We start from the raw sequence: 24,596 nt of genomic DNA on the forward strand, positions 1-24,596 counted from the left end.
GGTAAAACCGGCGGCTTAGTGAGGTGCTAATTGGCCGACACTTCGCTGGATGCGGAAGGGTACCCTCCCGTGCGAAGGATTAGACTTTTGACCATTTCTGCGTGGGAATTAGTCAACAAATGGCCCGCTTCGGGCAGGAAAATATATTCGGCCGGTTTGCCCGTCAGCACCTTTTTAGCAAAATCGAGATTCGCCGGATCGACCAGCCAGTCATTACCGCCCTGCATCAGGGTAACCGGCACATTCAGTTTCGACCAGAGAGGTTGTAATTGGCGCAGTTCGGCAATGTGGGTGTATTTTTCGGCCGTTGCCAGGTTGAGGTGGCGGTGCAAAAAAAGCTTAATAGGTGCCAGTCTTCCCCATTTTGAGAACCAGAAAAACCGCTCCTTGTCCGGATCAAGGGGAGAAGCCAGCAGGAAAAGATGTTTGATCCGGCTGGGATACATCATTGCCAGCCGGGCAGCCACCGGCGAACCGTACGAGCGGCCCAGCACAATAGCGGGTTTACCCGAATGATTCAGGTTAAGCGCATGAGCGATCCACTGCGCTTGCTTTTTCAGGGAGGTAACGGCTTTGCGGCCTTTTCGGGATTTGCCGTAGCCCGGCCGGTCGACAGATAAAATGTGAAAACGTTTATACAACAAACTATCATCGAACATCTTCAGATAACCATACCAGGAGCCCGGCGCACCGTGAATCAACAGGAGTGGGGGCAAGGTGTCTGAACCAATGCTGGCAACGTGCAACTTCAGGCTGTCATTTTCAATGGTGAAGAAAGTCGGCTTGGCGGAGCGGTTGGCAAAGTGCTCCTGAATCTGGCGATCACTCATTCGCCAGCGACGAAAACAGCCGGTTAAACTAAGAAGAAGCAGCAGGAGCAGGAAGCTATTGAATACTTTCACGCAATAAATAATTCTACTGGTTAAGCCTTACGCGGTCTATCGGTGGAGGGGGTAAGAACGATCCGATCCATTACGAATAACCTAATTACTAATTAATTAACGTACGTCTGAATACTGAATTGCCTTTGTGAGTTACCTTTTAGAACCCAATTGTTAACTGGCCGTTAGCAACCTGCTCGTGTTCAAGCAGCCATTTTTTTCGGGCAAGGCCGCCCGCATAGCCTGTCAAATCGCCGTTGGAACCAATGATGCGATGGCAGGGAACGATGATCCAAATTGGATTTTTTCCATTGGCTGCCGCCACGGCCCGAATGGCTTTTTCGTCGCCCAAGCGCCGGGTCAGTTGCATGTAAGACATGGTTTTTCCGTAAGGAACTTCAGCCAGCATCTGCCAGACAGACCGCTGGAATGGAGTGCCCTGCGGACAAAGCGGCAGGTCGAACGACCGACGTTCGTTCTGAAAATATTCTTCGAGCTGGCGGGCACATTTATGCAGCACGGAAGGGACAAAGGACGAGTCTTGCCCGGGCTCGTTGCTGCACCGAACGCTTGTAATTCCATCCTCATTGCCGCTGATAACAGCAAATCCAACCGGCGTGTGAATTGTTGTCGTATACATTGCCGAACTGTTAGCGTTCATGCTACCAATCTACAGAAAATATAAAACAAAAAGACAGATCCCGTTTGGAATCTGTCCGGAATGTTAGTGTTGGAATTGAACTTACTGAGCCGTTGCAAAACGTTTAATAGTTCCGTTGGTATGCTCCAGGAGATAAAGCTCCCGATTGGCGTCTTCCCCGAAAGCCGAAATCGGACCGGCGTCGCCCGCAATCTGCTGATTAGCGGTTTTGGTTTCCCCTTCAAAGCTCAACGCCCATACCCGACCGCTGCCAAAATCGGCGTAAATGTATTTTCCTTTCAGGCCGGGGATTCGGGCTCCCTGATAAACGACACCTCCCGTAATTGATACACCCTCCTCGCGGCCATACTGATGAATAGGATCGATCAACTGTCCCTGGTTGCAGTTGCTGGCAGGATTGAAACAATCTTGCCCCTCCTTCAGTCGCCAGCCATAATTGCCACCCTTCTTCACGATATCAATCTCCTCTAGTTTATTCTGTCCGACGTCGCCAGTCCAAAGGAGGCCGGTTTGCGAATCAAAACTAAAACGCCAGGGATTGCGGAGGCCGTAAGCGTAGATTTCGGGAAACGCGTTGGCGTTTGTAACAAATGGATTATCGGCCGGAATGCCGTAATTTCCTTTGTCCGTTTTGTTGACGTCAATCCGCAGCATTTTGCCCAGGTAAGTCTTCAGGTTTTGGCTGTAATTCTGCGGGTCACCCCCGCTGCCGCCATCGCCCGTTGCAATGTATAAAAAACCGTCGGGACCAAAAGCAATTTTTCCACCGTTGTGGTTCGAATAGGGCTGTTCAAATTTTAGCAAAACCGTTTCCGTGCTGGCATCGGCTCGGTTGGCCGTTGGTGTTGCGGTAAACCGGGAAATAACGGTTTCGCGGGGGTTATTTTTGGTATAGTTGACGTAGAAATAACCGTTTTGCTTAAAATTCGGATGGAAGGCTAGCCCCAGCAGGCCCATTTCCCCGCCCGAAGCCACTTTGCTGGCAATATCCAGGTAGGTTTCAGCGCTTTGGGCGGCTGCATTATTCTCAAAAACCCGGATTCGACCTTCCTGCTCAATCACAAACAGGCGGTTTGTTCCGTCGCCCGCGTGCGTTAGTTCGACCGGATTTTTGAATGTCAGGTTCGGAAATGCATTTTCCAGACGCATGGCCGTCGGAGCCGTTGGTGCCGGATTGGTCGTATCGCTATCTCCCTCCGAAGCTCCACCTGACTGGCAGGCGATCGACACCAAAAAGGCGAAACCGACCGTTGCAGCCAGTGAGCTCACCAGAGTAACAGCCGTTTTTTTTAGGTGAGTCATCGAAGTATTGATGAAGTTCTTTAATTTCGTCATACAATATTCTATCCAAAGGGTAAAGCCGAACTTTTTGGCAATCTTTTTGTTTCTTTTTCAACGCATTACTCGAATAATTGTTACTAAATGCGCGTTTTTAAGCAAATAAAGGGCTGTTGTTGTCTTTCCTCAAAACGGGGAAGGTGATCTACGGTTTTTGCTGATGCGGACCCGCCTTCGAAAGAAGGATTTTTTTTGCGCTGACGTTTCATTACTCTATCGAATTGATTCTATCTATAGGCTTCTACTGGACCACCCCTCATGACTTCCGCCGAACAGCAACATTTCTTTGAACGAATGGCTACGCAAAACGCCAGCTTTCGATACCGTCTGCCGTCTAAGCCCGATGTTGGGCGGTTTATCGATAGCCTGATTCGGTTTTTGTTTCCGATCACACAGGACTGCAGACCGTTTGTGATCAGCACAGCCGATACCTACCGCGAGCTCAACCGGCAATTGAATTGCTTGCTGAAACCGTTGGAAGGGCATTTGTCGGATGAAAAAGAAATGACGACCGAGCGGTTTTTTGATCGCCTGCCAGGTACCTACGACGCGTTGTTGCTGGATGCGCAGGCTATTGCCGCGTTTGATCCGGCGGCTGCGGGGGTAGAAGAGGTGATTGCGGTATATCCGGGGTTTTACGCCATCGCCGTTTACCGGATCGCGCATGTCTTGACGGAACTGCAAGTGCCGTTGCTACCCCGGATGATGACAGAATACGCCCACGGACACACCGGAATCGATATTCACCCGAATGCCCAAATCGGGTCGTCGTTTTTTGTTGATCATGGAACGGGTGTTGTGATTGGTGAAACAGCCATTATTGGTTCCAACGTAAAGATTTATCAGGGCGTAACATTAGGAGCAACGAACGTCGCCAAATCGATGGCATCACGGAAGCGGCATCCGACGATTGAAGACAACGTCATCATCTATGCTAATGCAACCATTCTTGGCGGTCGGACGGTAGTCGGACACGATTCGGTCATTGGCGGAAACGTCTGGCTGACCCAGAGCATTGAGCCGTATTCGCTGGTGTACCATACGAGCCAGATTGAAGTGCGGTCGTTGGCAACCGAATCCTGACTGCGTAAAAAATAATCAGGGAAGCGGGTGATTTTGTTTGCCTTCTGGGTATGAATGGCTAAACGGATTTGACCATGGACTGCATTTGTGACCAGAGCCTGATTGAGCTATTGCGGACGGGGGATGCATCGGCTTACGAATGGGTATATAAAAAGTATTATCCATCAGTTTTGCATTTTGTTCAGTGCAATAGCGGCACCGAAGGCGACGCTGAGGATATTTTTCAGGATGCCGTTATTCTGCTTCATCAGAAAGTGGCGGATTCTGGCTTCCGATTAACTTCTACACTAAAAACCTTTCTATTTGCCATTGCCCGAAATTTGTGGTTGAAAAAACTCCGGGACGAAAAACTGGTAACAATCCCGGAAGACCAACTCATTGCCTTGCAGGAAAGCCGGGATTTCAGCCCCCCTGAATCGTCTTCTCTCGATAGTCAGAATGAGCGGCTCAGCAGGTGGATGTCTCGCATCACGGGCCACTGCCAACGGGTCATTACGTCCATTTATTTTTCACACGAACCAATAGAACAGGTTATGGTGACGATGGGCTGGAAAAACCGGCATACGGCGGTCAATCAAAAATACAAGTGCATTCAACAATTGAAGCGGGTTACGGAAAATGGTTAAAACCGTTTTTGAGAAATTTTTCTCAGACCAGGGTGATTTTCGGTCGCCAATCGGAATCAATTGAAAACAAATGATTCAAAATGACGACGATGAACAACACCAAAGCGGTTTACGCAACCGATCAGAATTGGGACGAATTGCTGGCGCAGCCGGGTGTCTTGCTGGCTGATTTTAGTGCCGAATGGTGCCCGCCCTGCCGGAGGCTGGAACCCATTATCGACGAACTGGCGGGTGGTTTCGCCGGTGCGGCTACGATCAGTACGATTGATGTAGAAATGAATCCTGTCGTTACGGCTCGTTACCATGTTCGGAACATGCCTACCATCCTGATTTTCAAAGACGGACAGTTGGTTCATCGGCAGGTTGGTTTTACGGCAAAAACCGTTCTGGCCGGGCTTATTCAGGACTTGCTGCCGACGATAACGGCGGCCACTTAAGCAACAACGGTCCTGACTACAGCTCGATCACGAGCAGGATGGCGTCGGTGGAAAGCGCTTCAAATTCTACAGTATCTGCATTCGACAACGCCAGGCTGTCGCGCGGGTGCAATAGGCGGTTTTGTACTTCAAAGGCTCCTTCAATGACAAAGACGAAAATGCTATTTTGCGGGTTACTGAGCGTATAAGATCCTGCCTGTCGTCCTCCGTATTTCCCGATGTAACCGGTTACATTTTGGTAGATCGACGAGAATAGAGGAATAAGTCGGTTGCGGATTTCAATATCAAAACAGCTCATTGGGAAATTTTCCGGACACACAGCACCCATTTGCCCGATTGTTAATCCGATGTGCAGAAAGTTGACCATTTCGTTTTGGTACGGGTTAATTACACGGTATTCCTGGCCGGGAAATGCCGTAAAACGGAATACCTCCCCCGCACCCAGAAAGACACTTTCGCCGAGTGAATCCACTAGTTCGAGGCCTCCTACCACGGGGAGCAACACCAGTTCGGTGGGCGCATCAACAACGAGGTGATGGCTTTTTCCGGCCAACAGCGTATCATCATCAAAAACCGTTAAAGCGCCGAATGGTTCGCGGCCTTCCTGTTGGTAGGAGCCGACGTTTAACGTGTGAAAACTACGGTAATCGGACAATTGGGTACAGCCCCGGTGCTCAGCGAGGTAAATTCGGGCTTGCGTTGGTGTGGACATGCTCTTTGGTGTGCTGAGAAAGATGAATTTGGCGAGCCGAAAAGTGAGAAATGCTGAGAAAGGGACACAACGGAATCTGATCGGTTTCGATCTCCTGACCAGTCGCCAGCTCTGCGGTTTGATCACCATAAGCAACCAGAAGTTGGTGATCAATTGTGTCGATCCAAGTAAGGGGTTCACTATAAAACCAGATCGCAATGCGGTGCTGACTCTTATTGTGGATGTGCGAATCGATGATTTCAAACCGAAAGTTCCTGAAAGGCAGGCATAATTTACCCTGTTGGTTGGCGACATCCGGGATAATATTATTTAACTGACGGATGTAGCCAATGGCCGCCGTACTGGTTAAATACTGGAGCTGATCTTCGCGGCCGAGGTTTTCCCGCATTAGCTGGAAGGTCGGAAATTTTCCTTCCGGGTCCAGCTGCTGGGCCTGCATATAAAACTCCAGGTGCGTGTCGTTGAACACAAACGTATCCCAGGCTTTCCGGGAAGCTGCGTCGATTATTTTCCGGTAACTCAACTTAATAAGGCCTTTCACCATGATGCCGTTTGCTAATCGCTACGCTTCTACGATGATGGCCCAGGCTAGTTCGTAGCCGGCCGATGTGCTTCCGGTAACGGTTGAGATATTGGTGCTGATGCCATCACTGAAAATAGTGTCGCGGGCATTGGTCGTATCGGCCTGGCCGTGGCTGGCGTAAACGCCCTGCGCGTAAACCACCTTGCTGATGTCTTCCGGAAAAGCAATCTGGGATACTTTCAGGGATTTACCGCTGGCGTTGTACACGTGAACGTGGATGTGGGGTGCCCGGCCCTGGTACCAGCCAGGGTAAATGCTGGTGAAGGCAACCAGACCGTTGCTGTCGGAGGTCTGACGGCCACGCAAAAAGTGGACACTCTGGTAGTTGGTCGACTGCATCTGAGTACCGCCGTATTCGGAATAGTTGCCAGTGGCATCGCAATGCCAGATATCGACCAGAGCGCCAGCCAGTGCGGCACAGCTGTTGTTTTTGTTCTGGACGGTAATCTTGATGGTCAGCTTGGTGCCCTGACGGTCGGAGGTAATGTTGGACGTAACCAGGCTCGCCGGGCTTTTGGTAGGGAAAGGGCCTTCGGTTTCGTTCGACGTGACCGTACAACTTCCTGTGCCAGTTGACGTTCCGGTGCTTGTGGGCGAATCCGGGGCCACCTCATCTTCTTTGTTGCAAGCGCTGATCATTGGTGCAATGGCCGCAATCCCGAGAGCGGAGAAACTTCTTTTCAAAAAATCTTTACGTTCCATGATAGCTATAGGTGAGTTGTGTTAATTCCGAATGAATAGACTTTGCCTTTTTGTTCAGTGATAGCCCTGAAATGGCTCCTTTTTCACCTATACCGTAGAATAGGTGCGGTTTGTTGCACCGCGTTTCATTTTGTAGGTAAACCGCAGAAATCTGTCGGTAAATGAATGGGAGCAGCAGGCTGGGAGGGTGGCCTTCCGAAGAAAGGCAATACAAATTTTGATGCCGCTTGATTAGCGGCATTTCATCAGAATACGGAGTGGCAGATCAGTTGGGGCTATGCACAATCTGGCCGTCTTTGATGATTAGATTGACCGCGGAAAGCGTTCTGGAAAAGTTCGTTTCGAAATCACCATCAAATACCGCCAGATCGGCTTTCATGCCTTTTTGAGCAATCCGATGGTTTATGAAACGCCCAGTGCTTTGGCCGCCTGGTACGTAGCCATCCGAAGAAAGGTTTCTGCTGGAATTCCGGCTTCATGCTACGCTGCTTACTGCTGAACGAAATACGGGAACCTGATAAAACGTGAGGTATGGGCAAACCGCTCCTGTACTGTATCTACCAAAGCCCTTGCATGGGCTTTGGTAGATACGGTTGGAAGATTCGTTTAACGGCCTGAATTGTTACCGCAACGAACGAACAAACCGACGGATAGCGTCGCGGTACACCTGCTCCGACAACTCCAGTGACTGTTGGTCACGAAGCATCAGGGCCAGCATAATCATACCGTGCGACAACGACCACCATTCAAAGTAGAGCTTCTGAATGCTGTCCTTGGACTTCGGAATGAAAGTGAAAATGATCTCGCGGATCAGGGTGCTCAGCGCTTCCATTTCAACGGACTCTTCAATCGGCCGGGTGCAGTATGCTCCGTTCAGGTTGTACATCACCTGGTAAATTTCGGGCTGGTCCATCGCAAACTGCCATTGGGCAATCGACATCTCGAAAAGTCGTTTTTCAGGATCGCGGTAGACCTTGGCGATGCGCTCATACTCGAGCCGTAAATGACGAAATCCTTCGTTGCGGATTTCGTCCAGCAAAATATCTTTACTATCGAAATATTCGTAGACAATGGGGGCACTGTAATCAATTGCATCAGCAATTTTGCGGATCGACACGGCTTGCCAGCCCTCACGACGGGCGATGTCCTTGGCGGTCAGAACAATACCGGAGCGAGTTTGTTCGCGGCTACGTTGCTTGCGTTCAAGAGTCTCCATTCGGCTTATGTTGGGTTAACAGTGTTAAATCAACGTTAAACTACACATAAGTAAGCAGACCTTCTAATTAAATTGCAATGATTCTTTAAATAGTTCAATACTTGCCGGAAATAGTATAGATAAACGGTTCTCCGTCAGAATTTTATCAATTATCAGACGTTTAGCCTCGCTAAGCCCTATTTTTTCTCCGATACAATCAATAAACGTTCATCTCCCAGTAAAAAATCTGAGCCATCCAGGTTGCTGTATACATCGGCAACTCTTAGTCCCGCCTGTTCAAATAAACGGCTTAATTCGGCCAGGGTGTAAACATAATGCCGAGCTTTACGGTGTAAGGTTTTCCCATTTTGCAGGTAAGTAAGTTGGGCATTGATGCAACTTGATCGGGGGTCGTATTCATTTTCGAGCAGAAAGGTAATATCCCCGATTTGCATCCAGCTTCGTTCCTCAAAGTCCGGCAATATACTTTCGGCGATCATGCCTGTATCGGCCACAAACCGTCCATTCTTCGGGAGCGTGTTCGCAATTTTTCGCAAAAACACCAGCATTTGGTCATGCGGAAAAAAGCTGAAACTGTTGCCCATGCAATAAGCCGCCTGAAAACCATCTTCCAGCGTAAGGCCCATAAAGTCACCGGCCAGCGCTGTTACCGTCAGCTTCTCTTTTTTAGCGGTTTTCTGAAGCTCCTGAATGGATTCGGTTGCGATATCAACACCCGTTACAACATACCCCATACGGGCAAGTTCGAGCGCGTGCCGTCCATAACCGCAGAAAATATCAAGCACGGGCTGGCCCGGTTGCAGGTCCAGCACATCGTTCAGGAAGTCACATTCCAGTTCTGTTTGCTCTTCGGATTGCGCGGCTTTCCAGGCTTCCTGCACCAATCCCGTAAAAAAATTCTCGTACCAGGCCATAAGCGGGGAATTAAGAATGAAGCGGTTGCAGGCACGTATTGTGCTTAATTATTCACGCTTAATTCTTAACTTTTAATTCTTTTGTCTTAATTCGCGGATCAAAATTCTTAAATCCATTCATGCAAACCTACTGGGGTATTGATTTAGGAGGTACTAAAATTGAAGGAGTGGTGCTGTCGGCCCCATCTCCAGACGCCGTCGTTATTCGAAAACGAATTGATACAGAGGCTCATAAAGGGTACCAGCATATTGTCAGCCAGATTGCCAAACTGGTTGATGTACTGAAGGCTGAAACAGGAAGTCAACCCGATCACATCGGTTTTGGGACACCCGGTACGTTTGATCCGGCCCGGCACGTGATGAAAGGCTGCAATACGACCTGCCTGAACGGGATGCCATTGCCCCAGGAACTTGAGAAGGTGTTGGGGGTTCCGGTCAGTATTGCCAACGACGCCAACTGCTTTGCACTGGCTGAGGCTACGCTGGGTGCCGTGCCGGAAGTCGTTCCCGATTATCGGGCGGTTTTTGGTGTTATCATGGGCACGGGCGTTGGCGGTGGCGTTGTTTTTCGGGGTAAAGATGGCCAGCCTTTTGTTCAGAACGGTTTGCAGGGTATTGGGGGCGAGTGGGGCCATATCACCCTGGAAGAAAACGGTTATCCCTGTTACTGTGGCAAACGCGGCTGCAACGAGCAGGTGTTTTCCGGACCAGCCCTGCAACGGTATTATGAAGATATCAGTGGTGAAAAGCGCAAACTCAAGGAGATTGTCGAGCGCCATTACGCGGGAAGCGATCCGTTTGCGACTCAGACCATCGACCGGTTGCTGGAAAATTTCGGAAAAGCTATTTCGGTAATCATCAACGTACTGGACCCGGATGCTATCGTGCTAGGTGGGGGCGTTGGCAATATAGATCTGCTGTATACCGAAGGCGTCGAACGTGCCAAAAAGTACGTCTTCAACGAAGGCCGTCTGGAAACTAAGTTTCTGAAACCTAAGCTCGGCGACAGCGCCGGGGTTTTCGGCGCAGCCATGCTGTGATCAACTGAGAATTAAAACTTAAGAGTTAAAAGTTGGCGGACGCACATACTTTTAACTCTTAAGTTTTAACTGAATTACCGTTGCCGGTTATTACCGCCTTGTTGACCTCCACCGTCACCGCCACCGCCATCTTTGACGTCGTCGTTGCTAACGGATTTTCTCCGGCGTTGGGGTTGGTCAAAGCTCATTTTTCCAATTCGGTAGCTGAACGTCAGACGGACACCCCGGTTGTAAATGTAGTTGATGTTGCTTTGCTGGAAAGTAGGAGATGTTAACTCCGTCTGCATCCTGAACCGGCTGGTCAGGAAGTTCTCCCCGGCCAATCCCAGGCTTCCCTTCGTCTGTCCTTTGCTGTCTTTGAAATCCTTCTTGACGCCCAGCGTATAAAAGCCAAAACCGGTTTGGTACCCTTGCAGCTGAACACTCCGGCCCTGCATAAATCCAAAGCCTTGTACACCCCAGCCATTTTTCAGCGTTAGATTCGTGAACAACCGACCCGTAACCACCCAGCCTGAATTGCTGGCGTTCAACGACGGCGTTGGGCTGTTGTTGGTAATGAAGGAATAATAGGCATCTGCACCACCACCAATCTGCCACTTTGAAAAGAGGTTGATGTTTCCGAATACGTTGGCACCATAGTTTTCTTTATGACCAATGTTCTGGAACGTTGTGGTGATGACCCCCTCCGAACTTGTAGTTCGCACGCTTTCGATGGAGTTGTCGGTCCGGCGCGCAAACAGCGATACATTCACGTAGGTTTTCTTGACGTAAGCGCTGGTGCTTAGTTCCAGGTTATCCGTCAGCTCGGGTTCCAGGAACGGATTTCCGAATGTGATATTCTGCGGGTTAGATGCGTTCACGTTCGGGTTCAGAAACTGAATCCCGGGGCGCTGCAACCGGCGGTTGTAAGCGAGTTTTACGGTTTTTCCGCCTTTCAGCGTTTTCGAAATGTTAATGCTCGGAACCAGATTTCCATAGCTCGGGATATCGATCGTTTGGCCCGGCGTTTCCGATCGGAAGTTGGCGTCAATCACCGTGTACTCATACCGGGTTCCGGCTTTGATCGTATACTTGGTTTTTGAGGTGTAAGTATACGATATGTACGAACCCACCACATTCTGGTTGTAGTCCAGCCCGTTGTTGGGCCGTAGCGGATTCTGCCCGTATTCACCGTCCGGGCCGGTCGAAACAAAATATTTGTAGTCGCTATCTACCTGCCGGAAAATTCCTTTTCCTCCAAACTCAATCTGCTGGTTTTTTTTGATCGGCGTCTGGTAATCAACCTGAATCGTTGACTCCTGGTTGTAACTCAGGTTGTCATTGCGGTCGCGTCCGGTGATGATGGCCGAGTTTCCAAACAGCTCGGCTTCGTAATCATTGGTTCGGTTATTCCGGCTAAACTGCGTCAGAATACTAAGTTCCTGCTGCGGTTTTTTGAACGTGCGGGTATAATCAACGTTTAAATCGACCGTTCCCGACAGGTTTTTGATATCGATATCGCGCCGGGACGTTTCGCCCGGAACCAACCCGCCCGGATAAAAAACTGTAGTCAGGTCCTGGGTGGATTTTCCGTTCTGGGCCCCATACCGCAACGTGGCCGTCAGGCTCTGGTTTTTGGCAATGTCGTAGTCGAAGCCCAGTTGATAGTTGCCGAAAAGGAACTGGTTTCTCGAATCGGCCATTTGCCGGGTTTCAACGGTTCCGCTTTCAAAAAAGCTACGCTGAATGTTTTCCGACTTGCCGATCATGTTGTAATTGGCCCGGCCAAAACCGCCCAGCGAGAAACCTACTTTCCCGGTGCGGTAATTCCCGTTTAAGCCCAGGTTGGACCCGCGGTTTCCGACCCCGCCATCGATGTTCAGCGTCAGCCCCTGCAAGGTGTTTTTCTTCGTCACAATGTTGATGATCCCGGCCGAGCCTTCGGCGTCGTATTTGGCCGAGGGCGAGGTGATCACCTCCACCGACTTGATCATATCCGCCGGAATTTGTTTGAGGGCATCGGCCACGCTGGCGGCTACAATCGTCGACGGTTTGTTATTGATCAGTACCCGCACATTTGTGCTACCCCGCAAGGACACATTGCCGTCGAGGTCAACCGACAGCATCGGAACTTTTCGCATCACCTCGGCGGCATCACCTCCTCGGTTCGTAACATCTTTGTCGGCATTGTAGACCAGCCGGTCAACTTTCTCTTCGATCATCTGGGCCTGACCGACTACGTTGACTTCCTGCAACGTTTTTACATCCGGTGACAACGGGATATTGCCGATGTTGATATCGGTACCGCGCTCAATTTTCAAAATGCGGGTTTCCTTATTCTGGTAGCCCAAAAACGAAATTTGCAGCCGGTAGTCACCGGGCAGCAGTTTCGTTAACGAAAATTTGCCTTTCTCATCGCTGGTTGTTCCGTCAATCGGTTTGCCGGTTTGCACGTTCAGCAAGGCGATGGTGGCGAATTCAACGGGTTTGTTGGTGGTGGAGTCGATCAGGACACCCGTAATTTTCCCGTTGCCACGCGGTGCATCCGGGTTTACGGTTCCCGGAATTGCGGGGGTCGGTCGGCCCCCCCCCGGTGGAGGTCCCGCAGGCTGTTGCGCGAACGACAATTTGGCGCATAAAATAATGCCAAAAAGTATTAATTTTTTCATAATTCTTATGTGATAATGAGCTACGTGCGTAGATAAATAAGGCTAAATAGAACTATACAAAGATATTACTAAGTCTCATCAATCAGCCATCTGATTTGGTCAGGCTTTCCCTAAATCGGTGGAACGGTAAAATCTAGCCTTCGGGTGGTACGGAAAATGGATGAACGGAGCGGTATGGATTACCTGAAAAACCACCCTCAAATTTACGGCGTCACCATCGTTTTAAAGTCTGGTTTTCGATGAGTGGCGGTTTTATCAGGATGGACTACGCTATTTTAGGGGTAAAGGTCAAAATGAGGTAGAGTATGAATAAAAAGCCGCAGGCTGGGCGCTATTCAACGTTTTTTAGTGCATCCAGCTCCTGAATGCTTGTCTTTAGCTCAGCGCCTGTTTTATCCTCAAATAGCCTGAAAATCCAGCGGGCCGCAGCGTACAGAGATAAAATTAGGAGGGCCTGAAAACCCAGAAAAGATAGAACCGTGACAGGACCGTAGGTATCCAGCTTTCGCCCTACCATCGAAACGCCAAACAGAAAACCGGCCAGCATACACAGTAACCAGACTTTTGATAAAATAAATTGCGCTTTTTCGTGTTCCTGCAAAACCGTTGTCAGGCTTTCGTACAAATTTTGCTGACTTAGGTTCACCCGCTTTACGTGGCGATAATTGGTAACTATTACCTTCAGCGCAACCGTTGCGAGTCCAATATACAAAGCAGACGGGATGTAGAAATACCAGCGCGGGTAGTCGAAGGCATTGCCGATGGCGGCCGCCAGAAAAAATAAAATTACTCCCGTCATGATCAGACCGGCGCGTTGCAGGTTGCGTTCCATGGTTGCCAGGGTGCTTGCCGAACGGTCTTTGATCATTTGCCGGACCGTCTGTTCGCTCAGCGGCTGATGAGTCTGAACCGTTTTGTCATATGACTTCCAGGTTGATTTGAATGCCTCCAGATTCATAATGGTGCGTTTAAGGAGTCGTCACTTTAATCAGCTTCTCCAGTTTTGATTTGATGCGGTTTAGTTTTACACCCACGTTGGTTTTAGAAATACCCATGATGCTGGCCATTTCGTCGTAACTTTTATCGTCCAGATACAACATGATTATGGCTTTCTCGACGGGCGAAAGCTGCTCGATGGCGTCGTAAAGTGCTTTAATGGATTCGTCGGCTGCGTTGTCTCGCAAATCCGGGATATGCAATTCGGAACCCGAAAAGGGCACCAGACGTACGTTGCCGGTTTTTCGGCGGTAATTCGAAACAGCCGTATTAAGCGCGATCCGGTACATCCAGGTGGTTACGCTTGCTTCCTGCCTGAACTGGGGAAAGGCTTTCCAGAGTTGCAGAACGATCTCCTGAAAAAGATCATTTCGGTCGTCGGGGTCATTGCAGAATAGCGAACAAACCTTGTAAAGAATGCCGGGGTGACGGTTCAGCAAGCTGACAAATTCCTGTTCCATAGCGGGTGGTTAAAAATGACCTAAAAACCGTACAACCGACTGAACCGTCTGCCTCTGTTGCTCAACCCGGCTGATTTCGGCGGAATGGTCGCCCAACTGAAAACCATAATAGCCAAATTGCGCGTGATTGCCGCCCTCTATCCGTACAAATTGGGTATGAACAGGCAATTTGTCCCGGTTCCGAAGCACTTCTTCCGGGCTCGCCAACCCGTCGTGGGTGGCATACAGTTTCAGAATCGGAATCGGGAAGTTTGACAAATCAATATCTCTCGGGTGCGATGTTCCTAGTAAAATCAGGCCAGCGGCTTTTCCAGGATTTTCGTAAACGAATTGAGCCGCCATTTTGCCGCCGAGCGAATGACCGCAGAGAATGTATTGGCGGGAAGAGTCGGCCCAGTTAAAAAGCCCATTAATTTTTTGGTAACCCTGCGAGGCCAGTCGCCAGGGCATTTTGATGAGGTAAAACTGGTAGCCTGCCTCGGCAATGTGTCGGCCCAGCGGGGCGTAGGCGTCGGGGTCAACCAGGGCTCCCGGAAAAAACAAAACCGTTGCTCTTTGGGGCTTCTGTGGAATAAAGGCGATCCAATTATCCGTGCGATCTACCCGAAGGGATGGCGTGGTATGGAAGACTGTTTCGTCAAGGCCCCGGGCCTGAGAAGACCAAATAAGCCAGCTGCAAAAGAGCAGCCCGGGACTGATCAGGACCAGGCGTAAAACGCTCCTTTTTCTTAATCTCAATGGCATACGTAAAGCAGAATTGCATGGATGATTCAGGCTGTTAGTCGCGGAAACGAGGAAAATATTACAGGGACTGCAAAAAAAGGTGATAAACTAAAGATATTGAGAGCGGTTTACTGTTTAGAACCGCACCGCTGATGAAAACCGAACGAAAGAAATTTGATTACGACCTCAATTACAAGGAATTAAACCTCCGTGACAAACCGGAGTTATACCGGGTCGGAAAGGGGGAGCAGGGGGTGCTGCTGGTACAGCCTTATAAGTCCGAAATTTTACCGCACTGGCGGTTTAAAACGCCGGAAATTGCCAGAACATCGGCGGGAAAAATCTATGAATTGTTCCTGGCGTATAAAAACAAAGGCGATTTTGTGGGAATGGATATGGCGCGGAAGTTCCTGCAAATGGGCGTAACGCGTTCCCGGCGGTATGCCAACCACAAATCCGGGCAGAAATACGACGGGCCGGTTCCCGACGACCAAAAGGGGCGCAGCGGAAGTCACGGCCGTGATCAGTTACCGCTCGATGTGGACCCGGTAAAGGCTGAAAGTGCCGCTATTTTCCGCGAAAAATACCTTCAGGCCCGCGAAGATCCGGACTATAAAAAGCTGCGAAAAGAATGGCAGGAAAAATACGGTTGATTCTATTATAGAATTATAAATGATGAACGATGGCCTGCGCTGCGTTAGGCCATCGTTCATCATTTATAATTCACCATCCTAGGTTTATTTTCCTTGTGCTTCAACAACGGCAATGGCGACCATATTGACGATCTCGCGTTCGGAACTACCGAGTTGCAGAACATGAACAGGTTTGCGCAGCCCCAGCAAAATCGGACCGATGGCGTCGAACCCGGCCGACTCCGTCATTAGGTTATAGGCAATGTTGGAGGCCGACAAGTTTGGGAATATCAACGTATTCGCACCTTCTTCGACGAGCTTGCTGAACGGATGGTTGAGCTTCAGCAAGTCTGTGTCAAAAGCAAGGTGCGCCTGGATTTCACCGTCGACAATCAGATCGGGGTGTTTGCGTTGCAGGATTTCGACGGCCTGATTCATCTTCTGCGCATCGTCGCCTTTGGCACTCCCGAAGTTGGAATACGAAACCAGGGCAATCCGGGGCTTGATGTTAAACCGTTCGACGGCACGGGCGGTCAGCTCCGTAATTTCAACGATTTCATCAACCGTTGGATTGAAGTTAACCGTGGTGTCGGAGAAGAACAGCGGACCACGTTTCGTGAGCAGAATGTACATTCCGGCTACTTTTTTCACGCCGGATTCTTTCCCGATCACCTGAAGTGCCGGACGAATGGTGTCGGGATAATTACGTGTCAGACCCGAAATCACAGCATCTGCCTCACCCGCTTCGACCATCATGACGCCGAAATAATTGCGGTAATACATCTGCTTGGTCGCTTCCGTCGCGTTGACGCCCTTGCGCTTCCGTTTCTCGTAATAGAGTTCACTAAACTTCTGGATCAATTCTTCCTGTTCTGGGGCGCGCGGGTCCAGAATGGGTACATTGCCCAAGTCCAGGTTATTTTCGGTAATCAGGGAGCGAATCCGGGCTACTTCCCCTAACAGAATTGGAAAAGCAATGCCTTCATCCCGGACTTGTTGCGCGGCTTTCAGTACTTTCAGGTTTTCGGCATCGGCAAAAACAACCCGTTTTGGATTGGATTTGGCTTTGTTCAGGATGACGCGCGAAATCTGGTTGTCTTGGCCCAATCGCCGGGCCAGCTGTTGTTCATAGGCATCCCAATCCGTAATCGGGTGTTTAGCAACCCCTGAATCCATTGCTGCCTGGGCTACGGCCGGGGCAACGGTAGTCAGCAGACGCGGATCAACGGGTTTGGGAATGATGTATTTTCGGCCAAACATCAGGTTGGACTCGCCATAAGCCAGGTTCACCAGATCCGGCACGGATTTTTTGGCCAGATCGGCCAGCGCGTGAACGGCCGCCAGCTTCATGGCTTCGTTGATTTCGGTGGCCCGCACGTCCAGGGCTCCCCGGAAAATGAAAGGAAAGCCCAGAACGTTATTGACCTGGTTGGGATAATCGGAACGCCCGGTTGCCATGATGATGTCCTCGCGGGCTTCCGTGGCATCCGGGTAGGATATTTCGGGTGTCGGGTTGGCCATCGCAAAAACAATGGCATCCTTTGCCATCGAGCGCACCATATCCTGCGTCACGACATTGCCTTTCGATAAACCGATAAACACATCGGCGTCGATCATCGCTTCTTCCAGGGTGCGCAGATCACGGTTTGTGATAAACTGGCTTTTGCGTTCATCCAGGTCGGTGCGGTCGGCACGAATTACCCCTTTGCTGTCGCACATGACGAAATTCTCGACCTTGGCGCCGAGGGCAATGTATAATTTCGAGCAGGAGATTGCCGAAGCGCCAGCGCCGTTGACCACAATCTTTACGTCACCAATCTTTTTGCCGGTTAACTCGAGCGCATTCAGCAGCGCGGCTGCCGAAATGATGGCGGTGCCGTGCTGGTCGTCGTGCATCACCGGAATGTTCAGATCTCGCTTCAGCCGCTCTTCAATTTCGAAGCATTCCGGTGCTTTAATATCTTCCAGGTTGACACCGCCGAATGTTGGTTCCAGAATTTTGACGGTGCGGACAAACTCATCCACATTTTTGGTGTTCAACTCAATGTCAAACACATCGATATCAGCGTAAATTTTAAACAGCAGCCCTTTTCCTTCCATAACGGGCTTGCCCGCTTCGGGACCGATGTCGCCCAGCCCCAATACCGCGCTTCCGTTGCTGATGACAGCAACCAGGTTGCCTTTTGCCGTGTATTTATACACATCTTCAACGTTCTCGGCAATTGCGAGACACGGTTCGGCCACACCGGGTGAATAAGCAAGTGTTAGGTCACGTTGGGTATTATACTCTTTGGTTGGAATGACTTCGATTTTACCCGGTCGTCCTTTGGCGTGGTATTCGAGGGCGTCTTCCCGGCGGATTTTCTTCTCCATAAACAATGAGTCAGGGTTGGTCCAATAAAGCTAATATGTCAGATGGTAATTGGCGAGTGTGGGGGTAAGCCCTTTCTGATGAGTTCACTACACTCGGGGCGCTAAGGTAAGGAAAAAAGTAGCGTTCAGCGCTTATTTAAAATAAGATGGCCCGCTTTACGGGCGGGCCACTTGGTAGTTCGAGATCGGTCGATAGTATAGATTGAAGCAAATTGGGTGGATTTAGAAATGAGCCTTAACCGTTTTAATAGGTGAAACGGTGGTTTTTGCAATCGATTGGTCGTCCAGGACACCAGTCTCCTTAAACATCATCTGGACGGGGATACTTTTGGGTAAAATCTGCTCGTATTGAAACTTCCAGAAAGCCATGGCGGCAATCAGGACTGTGAGCATGGATAACTGAATGACTTGCCAACGGGATAATTCCAGTTTAGGCCATTTACGGGGTTGAGTTAAGTGATTCATTAATAGTGCAATACGGTTTAAGTGGGTTACTGAAATGGATTTTTAATACCTGTCCATTACTAATTCTTCAAGTTACGTAATCAAATATATGAAAAAGGGGAGGATAATGCTAAAAAATCTGCAAAAAATTAAAAAAGCCGATCTGGTCTATATCCAGATCGGCTCAAGTCATTAAACGTAAGGCGTTTTAGAGCTGGGGTTGTTGGTTGGCCAACTTCTCATTGCCTGGTCCTGCTTTGCGGTTGCGCATCCAGAACCACAAAAGTGTGAAGGCTACGATTAGAATAATCGGGAAGGTCATAATGTTAATCAATGTATCCTGCCCTGCTGCCAGCTCCAGTGCATCACCGGATAGCCCCTCACTGGCTTTCTCAGCGCGGGCGTCGTCAATCCATCCTCCAATGATCGGTTGGAAAATGGCGGTTGAAAACATACCGACACCACCAACAATTGACATTCCCAGAGCGCCACTCAACGGAATTCGCTCGGCCACGAAACCAATCATGGTTGGCCAGAAATAACAAACGCCAATGGCAAAAATAACAGCGGCTGCGTAGGCACCTGCACCCGTTTGGGTACTAAACAGATAGATACCGATGGCCGCAAAAACGGCTGAACCCAGCAGGACTCCGGTTTGATCAAGTTTATGAACAATGGGACCTGCAAAATACCGGCCAATAGCCATCAAACCAGCCGTCAGGGCCAGAATGAGCATTGGGCTGGCTCCGCTCTTGCTCATGATTAAACCAACCCATTGTTGTGGGCCAAACTCGGTGATGGCGGTCAAGGCCATGCAGCAGAAGATGAAGATATACAGCGGAGTGAGCATCGCAGCAAAGTTTTTAGACAGCGAAGCAGATCCTTCCACGTGCGGACGGGGGAACGTTTGTCCGAAGAACAGAAAGACGTAGATTAAAGTCGGGATCATAATAATCCAGATTTGAGTCTGCCAGGATAAGCCGGCGCTGGTCATAAACTGGGAGATCAAGCTACCGACGAAAATGCCACCCGGGAACCACATATGGAAACGGGCGAGCATTTTGTTCATTTTCTGGCCGGAATACATATCCGCAATCATCGGATTACAGGCGGCTTCCGTACAACCATTTCCAAAACCGATAAAGAACGTAGAAATCAACAGGCCTGTAAAACCGCCCGAATAAATAGTCAACAGAATCCCCAACGTATGCGCCAAAAAAGCAACCTGCATGATGATACGTGGTCCAACGGAGTAATAAACCAGACCACCAATGATCATTGAAATGGGAAAGCCAAAGAAGAACATGGAGTTGATGTAGCCCAATTGTTCGGCAGTCAGCCCAAACTCCGTACCTAATTGAGGTAGAATACCAGCCCGTATACTAAACGAAAAAGCGGTGGTAATAAGCGCAAAGCAGCTGGCGTTGAAAAGGCGGCTTTGGTTGACTGGCGTCGTCGCCATAACTGTCTCCATAAAGATGTTGCAGGGGTTTAGTTGAAAAATTTTAGGTCAATACTAAGTTTTATTGAATGGAAATATACAAAATTTCCGAAAAATAAGTGAATCTGCTAATTTCCCGGCTAAAATCTTCTGATTTTAAATTTCAAGGTTTTCAGCAGGAAAGTAGTAGGAACTCATTTTCTGGAACTTCCCTGATTGAAACTTGAAATCGCCGGTCAGAAATCAACAATCCTAATTAAACCTACAGTTTATACTATGGCGCACAGAAAAATGCGGATGGGCATGATTGGCGGTAGCCTCGAAGCCTTTATTGGGGCCGTTCATCGCCGGGCTGCCGTTTTTGACGGTGAGATCGAACTGGTTTGTGGCGTATTCAGCTCTAACCCGGAAAAGTCGAAAGCAACCGGACATGCTCTCTACCTGCCCGAAGAGCGTGTTTACGGCAGCTTTGAAGACATGATTCTAAACGAAAAAGAGCTACCGGAAGGTGAACGCATGGATTTTGTGTCGATCGTGACGCCGAACCACATGCACTTTCCGCCCGCCAAAATGGCGCTTGAGAACGGTTTTCACGTTGTCTGTGACAAGCCGATGACGCTCAATCTGGAAGAAGCCCGGGAGTTGGCGCGTATTGTGAAGGAAACCGGTAAACTGTTCTGCCTGACGCATAACTACACGGGCTACCCGATGGTGAAAGAAGCGCGTGAAATGGTGCGCAGTGGCAAACTGGGCAAGCTCCGCAAGGTGGTAGTGGAATACCCGCAGGGCTGGCTGTCAACGCTGGAAGAGGCAACGGATTATAAGCAGGCCATTTGGCGGACTGACCCGGAAAAGTCGGGCGCTGCGGGTTGCATGGGTGATATCGGAACGCACGCTGAAAACCTGGCGGAGTACATTACCGGCTTGAAAATCACGGAGCTTTGCGCCGATTTGACCATCTTCGTAGAAGGACGGAGGCTGGACGACGACGGAAATGTGCTGCTGCATTTTGAAGACGGTGCGAAGGGCGTTTTGCACGCCAGCCAGATTGCCAACGGGGAAGAAAACAGCCTGAACATCCGGATTTACGGCGAACTGGGCGGACTGGAATGGCATCAGATGGAGCCCAATACGCTGATTTACAAGTCACAGGAAGGCAAACGGGTTTTTCGACCGGGTGTGGGCCAGCTTTCGGCAGCGGCCAAGGCGCACATTCGGGTTCCTTCTGGTCACCCGGAGGGCTTTTTCGAAGCATTTGCCAACCTGTATCGCAACTTTGCGATTACCCTGCGGAGTACCCTGGAAGGCAAAGAACCCGACCCGATTTACGCCGATTTCCCATCCGCCGAGGATGGTGTTCGGGGATTAGCCTTTATTGAGACGGTTCTTAAGTCCAACAAGTCCGACGAAAAGTGGACGAAGTTTGTGGAATAATGCTTCCGTGAACGTTATTTCGCCGAGTTTATCGCAAGATTAACAGACGGGGCCACCCGGCGGGAACGCTGCGGCTCTGCTAAACACTGACTTGCTCAGCTCCGCGAAATAACGTTCATGAATACCCTCTGATTTAACCTTTTATTCCAATCTTAAAATACATACTCAAATCTCACAAATGGAAAAAATAAAAGTTGGTGTAGTAGGTACGGGCTTTATTGGTCCGGCGCACATTGAAGCCCTGCGTCGGCTTCCGAACGTGGAAGTGGCGGCTCTTTGCGAAGTCACGGCTGAACTGGCCAGGCAAAAAGCGGATTCGCTCGGTATTGCCCGTTCGTACACCTTTGACGAATTACTCAAGCAGGACGACATTCAGAGCATTCACATCTGTACGCCCAATTTCCTGCACTATTCGCAGTCGAAAGCCGCGCTGGAAGCAGGCAAGCACGTTATCTGCGAAAAACCGTTAGCCAAAGACCTCAAAGAAGCTGAAGAACTGGTGGAACTGGCCGCAAAAACCGGTCTGGTTAATGCCGTTCACTTTAACCTGCGGTATTATCCCCTGGCGCGTCAGATGAAAGTAATGCGTGAGAAAGGCGATCTGGGTGAGGTGTATTCCGTCATTGGATCGTATTTGCAGGATTGGCTTTTCTACGACACGGATTACAACTGGCGGCTGGAGCCCGACAAATCGGGCGATTCGCGGGCCATTGCCGACATCGGCTCGCACCTGATGGACATTCTGGAATACATCACCGGCCTGAAAACCGTAGCGGTTCTGGCCGATTTCAATACCATTCATAAAACCCGTAAAAAACCGCTTCGTCCCGTTGAAACGTATTCGGGCATGATGCTACGGCCGGAAGATTACGCCGATGTGCCCATCAATACCGAAGACCACGCCAATGTGCTGCTGCGGTTTGACAACGGTAACAAAGGAGTCATCACGGTGTCGCAGGTATCAGCCGGTCGGAAAAACCAGATGAAACTGGAAATTGCCGGTTCGAAAAAAACGTTTGCCTGGAACTCGGAAGCACCAAACGAAATGTGGATTGGTAACCGCGACGGCTACAACGAAAACCTGATGCGCGACCCGTCGCTGATGTATTCCGAAGCCCGTTCCGTGATCTCATTCCCCGGTGGTCACAACGAAGGTTTTCCCGATACCTCAAAGCAGATGTTCCGGGAGGTATACGACGCTATTGCGGCTGGTAAGCAACCCGAAAACCCAACCTACCCGACGTTTGCCGACGGTTACCGCGAGTTGTTGATCTGCGAGCGCATCCTGGAATCCAACCGCAACCAAGCATGGGTTGAAGTTTAATTTTGAATAAGTGAATGATAGAATAAGTGATAACGGATGAATTTTCATCGGCTTCGGATAAAAAGGAATTCATTGAAGCATTTAGCGAAGAACGAAGCCGTATGTGCTGAGAAGCGTGCGGTTTTTTCAGGCCTTGCCAAATGCAAACGAGGCTCAAATAATGGGTAAACAGATTTTGAGATCGGCGTCTTCAACAGAGGTCAATTGCCGGGCTCGAAGCAAGGCTGAATTCTACGCTAAATTAAGCGTCACATTTGAAAAAGCATGAAGCACTGTTCTGGATGGAAATTTTATCTGAAACTAAGATTATGTCGCCCCACAGGCTTTGAAGCTTGATGCGCGAAGCGACGGAGATGGTGAAAGTTCTTTCTGACACCCGAAAAAACAATTGATTAATCACTTATTCTATCATTCACTCATTCATTCATCGCACCGGCGACCCGGTCAAAATTCTAAACAATATGAAAACCATTCAAGGGCCCGCCATTTTTCTGGCACAATTCCTGGGTGATACTGAACCCTTCAATTCATTAGATTCGATCGCCAAATACATGGCTGATCTGGGGTACAAAGGCATTCAGATTCCGACCTGGGATCCGCGCATGATTGATCTCAAGCAAGCCGCCGAAAGCGCAGGGTATTGCGACGATCTGAAAGGGAAGTTGAACGATCTCGGATTGGAGATTACCGAGCTTTCAACGCACTTGCAGGGGCAGCTTGTAGCGGTTCACCCGGCCTACGGTTCTATGTTTGACGGTTTTGGTCCGGCTGAGCTGGCGGGCAAACCGAAAGAGCAGCAGGAGTGGGCTGTTCAGCAATTGAAGTGGGCCGCGAAAGCCAGCCAAAACCTGGGCCTGACTTCGCACGTCACCTTCTCGGGAGCGCTGTTGTGGCCGTTTGTGTATCCGTGGCCACAGCGTCCGGCAGGGCTGGTGACAACCGCTTTCCAGGAACTGGCGAAACGCTGGACGCCGATTCTGGACGCGTTCGACGAAGCCGGGGTAAATGTCGGTTATGAGCTGCACCCCGGCGAAGACCTGCACGACGGTATCACGTTTGAGACCTTTCTCGATCACGTGAATGGCCACCCACGAGCGGGGATCAACTACGATCCGAGCCACTTTGTGTTGCAGCAATTGGATTACCTGCAATTTATTGATTTCTACCACGACCGGATTTATGCCTTCCACGTAAAAGATGCCGAGTTTAACCCAACGGGCAAACAGGGCGTTTATGGTGGTTACCAGGGCTGGGTAGAACGCGCGGGCCGGTTCCGTTCACTGGGCGATGGCCAGGTCGATTTTGCGGGGATTTTCAGCAAACTGTCGCAGTACGATTACGACGGCTGGGCGGTTCTGGAATGGGAGTGTGCCATCAAACACCCGGAACAGGGCGCAGCCGAAGGGGCTCCGTTTATCGCAAACCACATTATTCAGGTAACTGAGCGGGCTTTCGACGATTTTGCCGGAACGGGCGCTGATGAGGAGTTCAACAAGAAAGTATTAGGATTATAGTCTTTCGGGGAGCGGCTTGGCAGGAGGTGGTTTTCCAGTTCGTTGCCAAGCCGTTTACCAAATTTTAAACCGGATCCGTCCTCCGTTAGTTTGTAGCTATACAACGCTAATCGAAAGCCTGAACACACCGCTGGGCAGGCTTGTACTTGGTAAACATTAGAAACAATGGCAGGTCAAGGATCGGGAGGTAATGTTTTAGCCGCCCTATGTAGTTTCTTCATTCCGGGGTTAGGTCAGCTGTTGCAGGGACGCCTGCTGATCGCAATTGTTCAATTTGTTCTGGCGGGTGTGCTGTGGTTCTTCCTGTTGGGCTGGCTCATTCACCTCTGGTCCATCGTCGACGCAGCCCGGTATAATCCGGGACGGTAGAAACTTACAATTCAATCCCTTCCTGCCGTAGCAGTTCAGGCAGG

General features: G+C 49.9%; 25 protein-coding genes. 10 read left to right on the top strand and 15 right to left on the bottom strand.

Going from position 1 to position 24,596, the window contains the following annotated elements; all coding sequences use genetic code 11:
• Nucleotides 1–26: 26 nt before the first annotated feature.
• From ACYVH9_RS08040 to ACYVH9_RS08050, 3 genes are all read right to left on the bottom strand, one after another.
• On the bottom strand, nucleotides 27–902 hold the full coding sequence (locus ACYVH9_RS08040) for an alpha/beta fold hydrolase (RefSeq protein WP_460635784.1): 876 nt from the start codon (nucleotides 900–902) through the stop codon (nucleotides 27–29).
• 139 nt (nucleotides 903–1,041) lie between these two features.
• On the bottom strand, nucleotides 1,042–1,521 hold the full coding sequence (locus ACYVH9_RS08045; RefSeq protein WP_460635785.1) for a methylated-DNA--[protein]-cysteine S-methyltransferase: 480 nt from the start codon (nucleotides 1,519–1,521) through the stop codon (nucleotides 1,042–1,044).
• A gap of 102 nt (nucleotides 1,522–1,623) precedes the next feature.
• Nucleotides 1,624–2,844 carry a PQQ-dependent sugar dehydrogenase gene (locus ACYVH9_RS08050; protein ID WP_460635786.1) on the bottom strand — a complete coding sequence of 407 codons (1,221 nt, stop codon included), beginning with the start codon at nucleotides 2,842–2,844 and terminating at the stop codon, nucleotides 1,624–1,626.
• 294 nt (nucleotides 2,845–3,138) lie between these two features.
• Between ACYVH9_RS08050 and ACYVH9_RS08055 the strand changes: the two genes are divergently transcribed.
• The 3 genes from ACYVH9_RS08055 (at nucleotide 3,139) to ACYVH9_RS08065 (ending at nucleotide 5,026) form a co-directional block, all read left to right on the top strand.
• Nucleotides 3,139–3,963: a serine O-acetyltransferase gene (locus tag ACYVH9_RS08055; protein ID WP_460635787.1), complete on the top strand. Its 825-nt coding sequence runs from the start codon at nucleotides 3,139–3,141 to the stop codon at nucleotides 3,961–3,963.
• Between the two features lie 74 nt (nucleotides 3,964–4,037).
• Nucleotides 4,038–4,589 (top strand): RNA polymerase sigma factor, encoded by a 552-nt coding sequence (locus tag ACYVH9_RS08060; RefSeq protein ID WP_460635788.1) that lies wholly within the window; start codon nucleotides 4,038–4,040, stop codon nucleotides 4,587–4,589.
• An 80-nt stretch (nucleotides 4,590–4,669) separates the two neighbouring features.
• Nucleotides 4,670–5,026: a thioredoxin family protein gene (locus ACYVH9_RS08065; RefSeq protein WP_460635789.1), complete on the top strand. Its 357-nt coding sequence runs from the start codon at nucleotides 4,670–4,672 to the stop codon at nucleotides 5,024–5,026.
• Nucleotides 5,027–5,042: 16 nt separating this feature from the next.
• Here ACYVH9_RS08065 and ACYVH9_RS08070 read toward each other — a convergent pair whose 3' ends face one another.
• From ACYVH9_RS08070 to ACYVH9_RS08090, 5 genes are all read right to left on the bottom strand, one after another.
• The gene (locus ACYVH9_RS08070; RefSeq protein ID WP_460635790.1) at nucleotides 5,043–5,738 is read right to left on the bottom strand and encodes a pirin family protein; all 696 of its coding nucleotides are present in this window, start codon (nucleotides 5,736–5,738) and stop codon (nucleotides 5,043–5,045) included.
• Nucleotides 5,701–6,282, bottom strand: a complete 582-nt coding sequence (locus tag ACYVH9_RS08075; RefSeq protein WP_460635791.1) for a hypothetical protein — start codon at nucleotides 6,280–6,282, stop codon at nucleotides 5,701–5,703. Before ACYVH9_RS08075 ends, ACYVH9_RS08070 begins: the two co-directional genes overlap by 38 nt.
• 18 nt (nucleotides 6,283–6,300) lie before the next feature.
• The gene (locus tag ACYVH9_RS08080) at nucleotides 6,301–7,023 is read right to left on the bottom strand and encodes a dioxygenase family protein (protein ID WP_460635792.1); all 723 of its coding nucleotides are present in this window, start codon (nucleotides 7,021–7,023) and stop codon (nucleotides 6,301–6,303) included.
• Between the two features lie 622 nt (nucleotides 7,024–7,645).
• A complete protein-coding gene (locus tag ACYVH9_RS08085; protein ID WP_460635793.1) occupies nucleotides 7,646–8,239 on the bottom strand; it encodes a TetR/AcrR family transcriptional regulator in 594 nt (197 codons plus the stop codon).
• A gap of 176 nt (nucleotides 8,240–8,415) precedes the next feature.
• Nucleotides 8,416–9,153, bottom strand: coding sequence for a class I SAM-dependent methyltransferase (locus tag ACYVH9_RS08090; RefSeq protein ID WP_460635794.1), 738 nt, complete (start codon nucleotides 9,151–9,153; stop codon nucleotides 8,416–8,418).
• Between the two features lie 119 nt (nucleotides 9,154–9,272).
• On the opposite strand from ACYVH9_RS08090, the gene ACYVH9_RS08095 reads away from it, so the two are divergent.
• Complete coding sequence (locus ACYVH9_RS08095; protein ID WP_460635795.1) at nucleotides 9,273–10,193, top strand: ROK family protein; 921 nt, start codon at nucleotides 9,273–9,275, stop codon at nucleotides 10,191–10,193.
• A gap of 74 nt (nucleotides 10,194–10,267) precedes the next feature.
• Here the strand turns inward: ACYVH9_RS08095 and ACYVH9_RS08100 are convergent, their stop codons facing one another.
• The 4 genes from ACYVH9_RS08100 to ACYVH9_RS08115 form a co-directional block, all read right to left on the bottom strand.
• Nucleotides 10,268–12,841 carry a TonB-dependent receptor gene (locus ACYVH9_RS08100; protein ID WP_460635796.1) on the bottom strand — a complete coding sequence of 858 codons (2,574 nt, stop codon included), beginning with the start codon at nucleotides 12,839–12,841 and terminating at the stop codon, nucleotides 10,268–10,270.
• Between the two features lie 331 nt (nucleotides 12,842–13,172).
• Nucleotides 13,173–13,799 (bottom strand): hypothetical protein, encoded by a 627-nt coding sequence (locus ACYVH9_RS08105; RefSeq protein ID WP_460635797.1) that lies wholly within the window; start codon nucleotides 13,797–13,799, stop codon nucleotides 13,173–13,175.
• A gap of 10 nt (nucleotides 13,800–13,809) precedes the next feature.
• The gene (locus ACYVH9_RS08110) at nucleotides 13,810–14,298 is read right to left on the bottom strand and encodes an RNA polymerase sigma factor (protein ID WP_460635798.1); all 489 of its coding nucleotides are present in this window, start codon (nucleotides 14,296–14,298) and stop codon (nucleotides 13,810–13,812) included.
• A 9-nt stretch (nucleotides 14,299–14,307) separates the two neighbouring features.
• Nucleotides 14,308–14,841 carry an alpha/beta hydrolase gene (locus ACYVH9_RS08115; RefSeq protein ID WP_460635799.1) on the bottom strand — a complete coding sequence of 178 codons (534 nt, stop codon included), beginning with the start codon at nucleotides 14,839–14,841 and terminating at the stop codon, nucleotides 14,308–14,310.
• Between the two features lie 332 nt (nucleotides 14,842–15,173).
• Here ACYVH9_RS08115 and ACYVH9_RS08120 point away from each other — a divergent pair, with 332 nt between their 5' ends.
• Nucleotides 15,174–15,674: a DUF4385 domain-containing protein gene (locus ACYVH9_RS08120; protein ID WP_460635800.1), complete on the top strand. Its 501-nt coding sequence runs from the start codon at nucleotides 15,174–15,176 to the stop codon at nucleotides 15,672–15,674.
• 84 nt (nucleotides 15,675–15,758) lie between these two features.
• On the opposite strand, the gene ACYVH9_RS08125 is transcribed toward ACYVH9_RS08120, so the two are convergent.
• The 3 genes from ACYVH9_RS08125 to ACYVH9_RS08135 all read right to left on the bottom strand — a co-directional run bounded on the left by ACYVH9_RS08125 (nucleotide 15,759) and on the right by ACYVH9_RS08135 (nucleotide 19,944).
• The gene (locus ACYVH9_RS08125; protein WP_460635801.1) at nucleotides 15,759–18,026 is read right to left on the bottom strand and encodes an NADP-dependent malic enzyme; all 2,268 of its coding nucleotides are present in this window, start codon (nucleotides 18,024–18,026) and stop codon (nucleotides 15,759–15,761) included.
• Between the two features lie 222 nt (nucleotides 18,027–18,248).
• The gene (locus ACYVH9_RS08130) at nucleotides 18,249–18,491 is read right to left on the bottom strand and encodes a hypothetical protein (protein ID WP_460635802.1); all 243 of its coding nucleotides are present in this window, start codon (nucleotides 18,489–18,491) and stop codon (nucleotides 18,249–18,251) included.
• 187 nt (nucleotides 18,492–18,678) lie between these two features.
• Nucleotides 18,679–19,944 (bottom strand): MFS transporter, encoded by a 1,266-nt coding sequence (locus tag ACYVH9_RS08135; RefSeq protein ID WP_460635803.1) that lies wholly within the window; start codon nucleotides 19,942–19,944, stop codon nucleotides 18,679–18,681.
• Between the two features lie 264 nt (nucleotides 19,945–20,208).
• Between ACYVH9_RS08135 and ACYVH9_RS08140 the strand changes: the two genes are divergently transcribed.
• The 5 genes from ACYVH9_RS08140 (at nucleotide 20,209) to ACYVH9_RS08160 (ending at nucleotide 24,552) form a co-directional block, all read left to right on the top strand.
• Nucleotides 20,209–21,345: a Gfo/Idh/MocA family protein gene (locus tag ACYVH9_RS08140; RefSeq protein WP_460636459.1), complete on the top strand. Its 1,137-nt coding sequence runs from the start codon at nucleotides 20,209–20,211 to the stop codon at nucleotides 21,343–21,345.
• Between the two features lie 178 nt (nucleotides 21,346–21,523).
• Entirely contained in the window at nucleotides 21,524–22,669 is a 1,146-nt protein-coding gene (locus tag ACYVH9_RS08145) for a Gfo/Idh/MocA family protein (RefSeq protein WP_460635804.1), read from the top strand.
• Between the two features lie 115 nt (nucleotides 22,670–22,784).
• Nucleotides 22,785–22,937, top strand: coding sequence for a four helix bundle protein (locus tag ACYVH9_RS08150; RefSeq protein WP_460636460.1), 153 nt, complete (start codon nucleotides 22,785–22,787; stop codon nucleotides 22,935–22,937).
• Between the two features lie 193 nt (nucleotides 22,938–23,130).
• The gene (locus tag ACYVH9_RS08155) at nucleotides 23,131–24,183 is read left to right on the top strand and encodes a sugar phosphate isomerase/epimerase family protein (protein WP_460635805.1); all 1,053 of its coding nucleotides are present in this window, start codon (nucleotides 23,131–23,133) and stop codon (nucleotides 24,181–24,183) included.
• A gap of 165 nt (nucleotides 24,184–24,348) precedes the next feature.
• A complete protein-coding gene (locus ACYVH9_RS08160; protein WP_460635806.1) occupies nucleotides 24,349–24,552 on the top strand; it encodes a hypothetical protein in 204 nt (67 codons plus the stop codon).
• The last annotated feature ends 44 nt before the right edge of the window (nucleotides 24,553–24,596 follow it).

It is taken from the genome of Larkinella harenae, assembly GCF_054780515.1.

Bases quoted from the DNA above. Each gene is read 5' to 3' on its own strand.
- ACYVH9_RS08045 (WP_460635785.1), bottom strand. From the start codon at position 1,521: ATGTATACGACAACAATTCACACGCCGGTTGGATTTGCTGTTATCAGC.
- ACYVH9_RS08050 (WP_460635786.1), bottom strand. From the start codon at position 2,844: ATGACTCACCTAAAAAAAACGGCTGTTACTCTGGTGAGCTCACTGGCT.
- ACYVH9_RS08055 (WP_460635787.1), top strand. From the start codon at position 3,139: ATGACTTCCGCCGAACAGCAACATTTCTTTGAACGAATGGCTACGCAA.
- ACYVH9_RS08060 (WP_460635788.1), top strand. From the start codon at position 4,038: ATGGACTGCATTTGTGACCAGAGCCTGATTGAGCTATTGCGGACGGGG.
- ACYVH9_RS08065 (WP_460635789.1), top strand. From the start codon at position 4,670: ATGACGACGATGAACAACACCAAAGCGGTTTACGCAACCGATCAGAAT.
- ACYVH9_RS08070 (WP_460635790.1), bottom strand. From the start codon at position 5,738: ATGTCCACACCAACGCAAGCCCGAATTTACCTCGCTGAGCACCGGGGC.
- ACYVH9_RS08075 (WP_460635791.1), bottom strand. From the start codon at position 6,282: ATGGTGAAAGGCCTTATTAAGTTGAGTTACCGGAAAATAATCGACGCA.
- ACYVH9_RS08080 (WP_460635792.1), bottom strand. From the start codon at position 7,023: ATGGAACGTAAAGATTTTTTGAAAAGAAGTTTCTCCGCTCTCGGGATT.
- ACYVH9_RS08085 (WP_460635793.1), bottom strand. From the start codon at position 8,239: ATGGAGACTCTTGAACGCAAGCAACGTAGCCGCGAACAAACTCGCTCC.
- ACYVH9_RS08090 (WP_460635794.1), bottom strand. From the start codon at position 9,153: ATGGCCTGGTACGAGAATTTTTTTACGGGATTGGTGCAGGAAGCCTGG.
- ACYVH9_RS08095 (WP_460635795.1), top strand. From the start codon at position 9,273: ATGCAAACCTACTGGGGTATTGATTTAGGAGGTACTAAAATTGAAGGA.
- ACYVH9_RS08100 (WP_460635796.1), bottom strand. From the start codon at position 12,841: ATGAAAAAATTAATACTTTTTGGCATTATTTTATGCGCCAAATTGTCG.
- ACYVH9_RS08105 (WP_460635797.1), bottom strand. From the start codon at position 13,799: ATGAATCTGGAGGCATTCAAATCAACCTGGAAGTCATATGACAAAACG.
- ACYVH9_RS08110 (WP_460635798.1), bottom strand. From the start codon at position 14,298: ATGGAACAGGAATTTGTCAGCTTGCTGAACCGTCACCCCGGCATTCTT.
- ACYVH9_RS08120 (WP_460635800.1), top strand. From the start codon at position 15,174: ATGAAAACCGAACGAAAGAAATTTGATTACGACCTCAATTACAAGGAA.
- ACYVH9_RS08125 (WP_460635801.1), bottom strand. From the start codon at position 18,026: ATGGAGAAGAAAATCCGCCGGGAAGACGCCCTCGAATACCACGCCAAA.
- ACYVH9_RS08130 (WP_460635802.1), bottom strand. From the start codon at position 18,491: ATGAATCACTTAACTCAACCCCGTAAATGGCCTAAACTGGAATTATCC.
- ACYVH9_RS08135 (WP_460635803.1), bottom strand. From the start codon at position 19,944: ATGGAGACAGTTATGGCGACGACGCCAGTCAACCAAAGCCGCCTTTTC.
- ACYVH9_RS08140 (WP_460636459.1), top strand. From the start codon at position 20,209: ATGGGCATGATTGGCGGTAGCCTCGAAGCCTTTATTGGGGCCGTTCAT.
- ACYVH9_RS08145 (WP_460635804.1), top strand. From the start codon at position 21,524: ATGGAAAAAATAAAAGTTGGTGTAGTAGGTACGGGCTTTATTGGTCCG.
- ACYVH9_RS08155 (WP_460635805.1), top strand. From the start codon at position 23,131: ATGAAAACCATTCAAGGGCCCGCCATTTTTCTGGCACAATTCCTGGGT.
- ACYVH9_RS08160 (WP_460635806.1), top strand. From the start codon at position 24,349: ATGGCAGGTCAAGGATCGGGAGGTAATGTTTTAGCCGCCCTATGTAGT.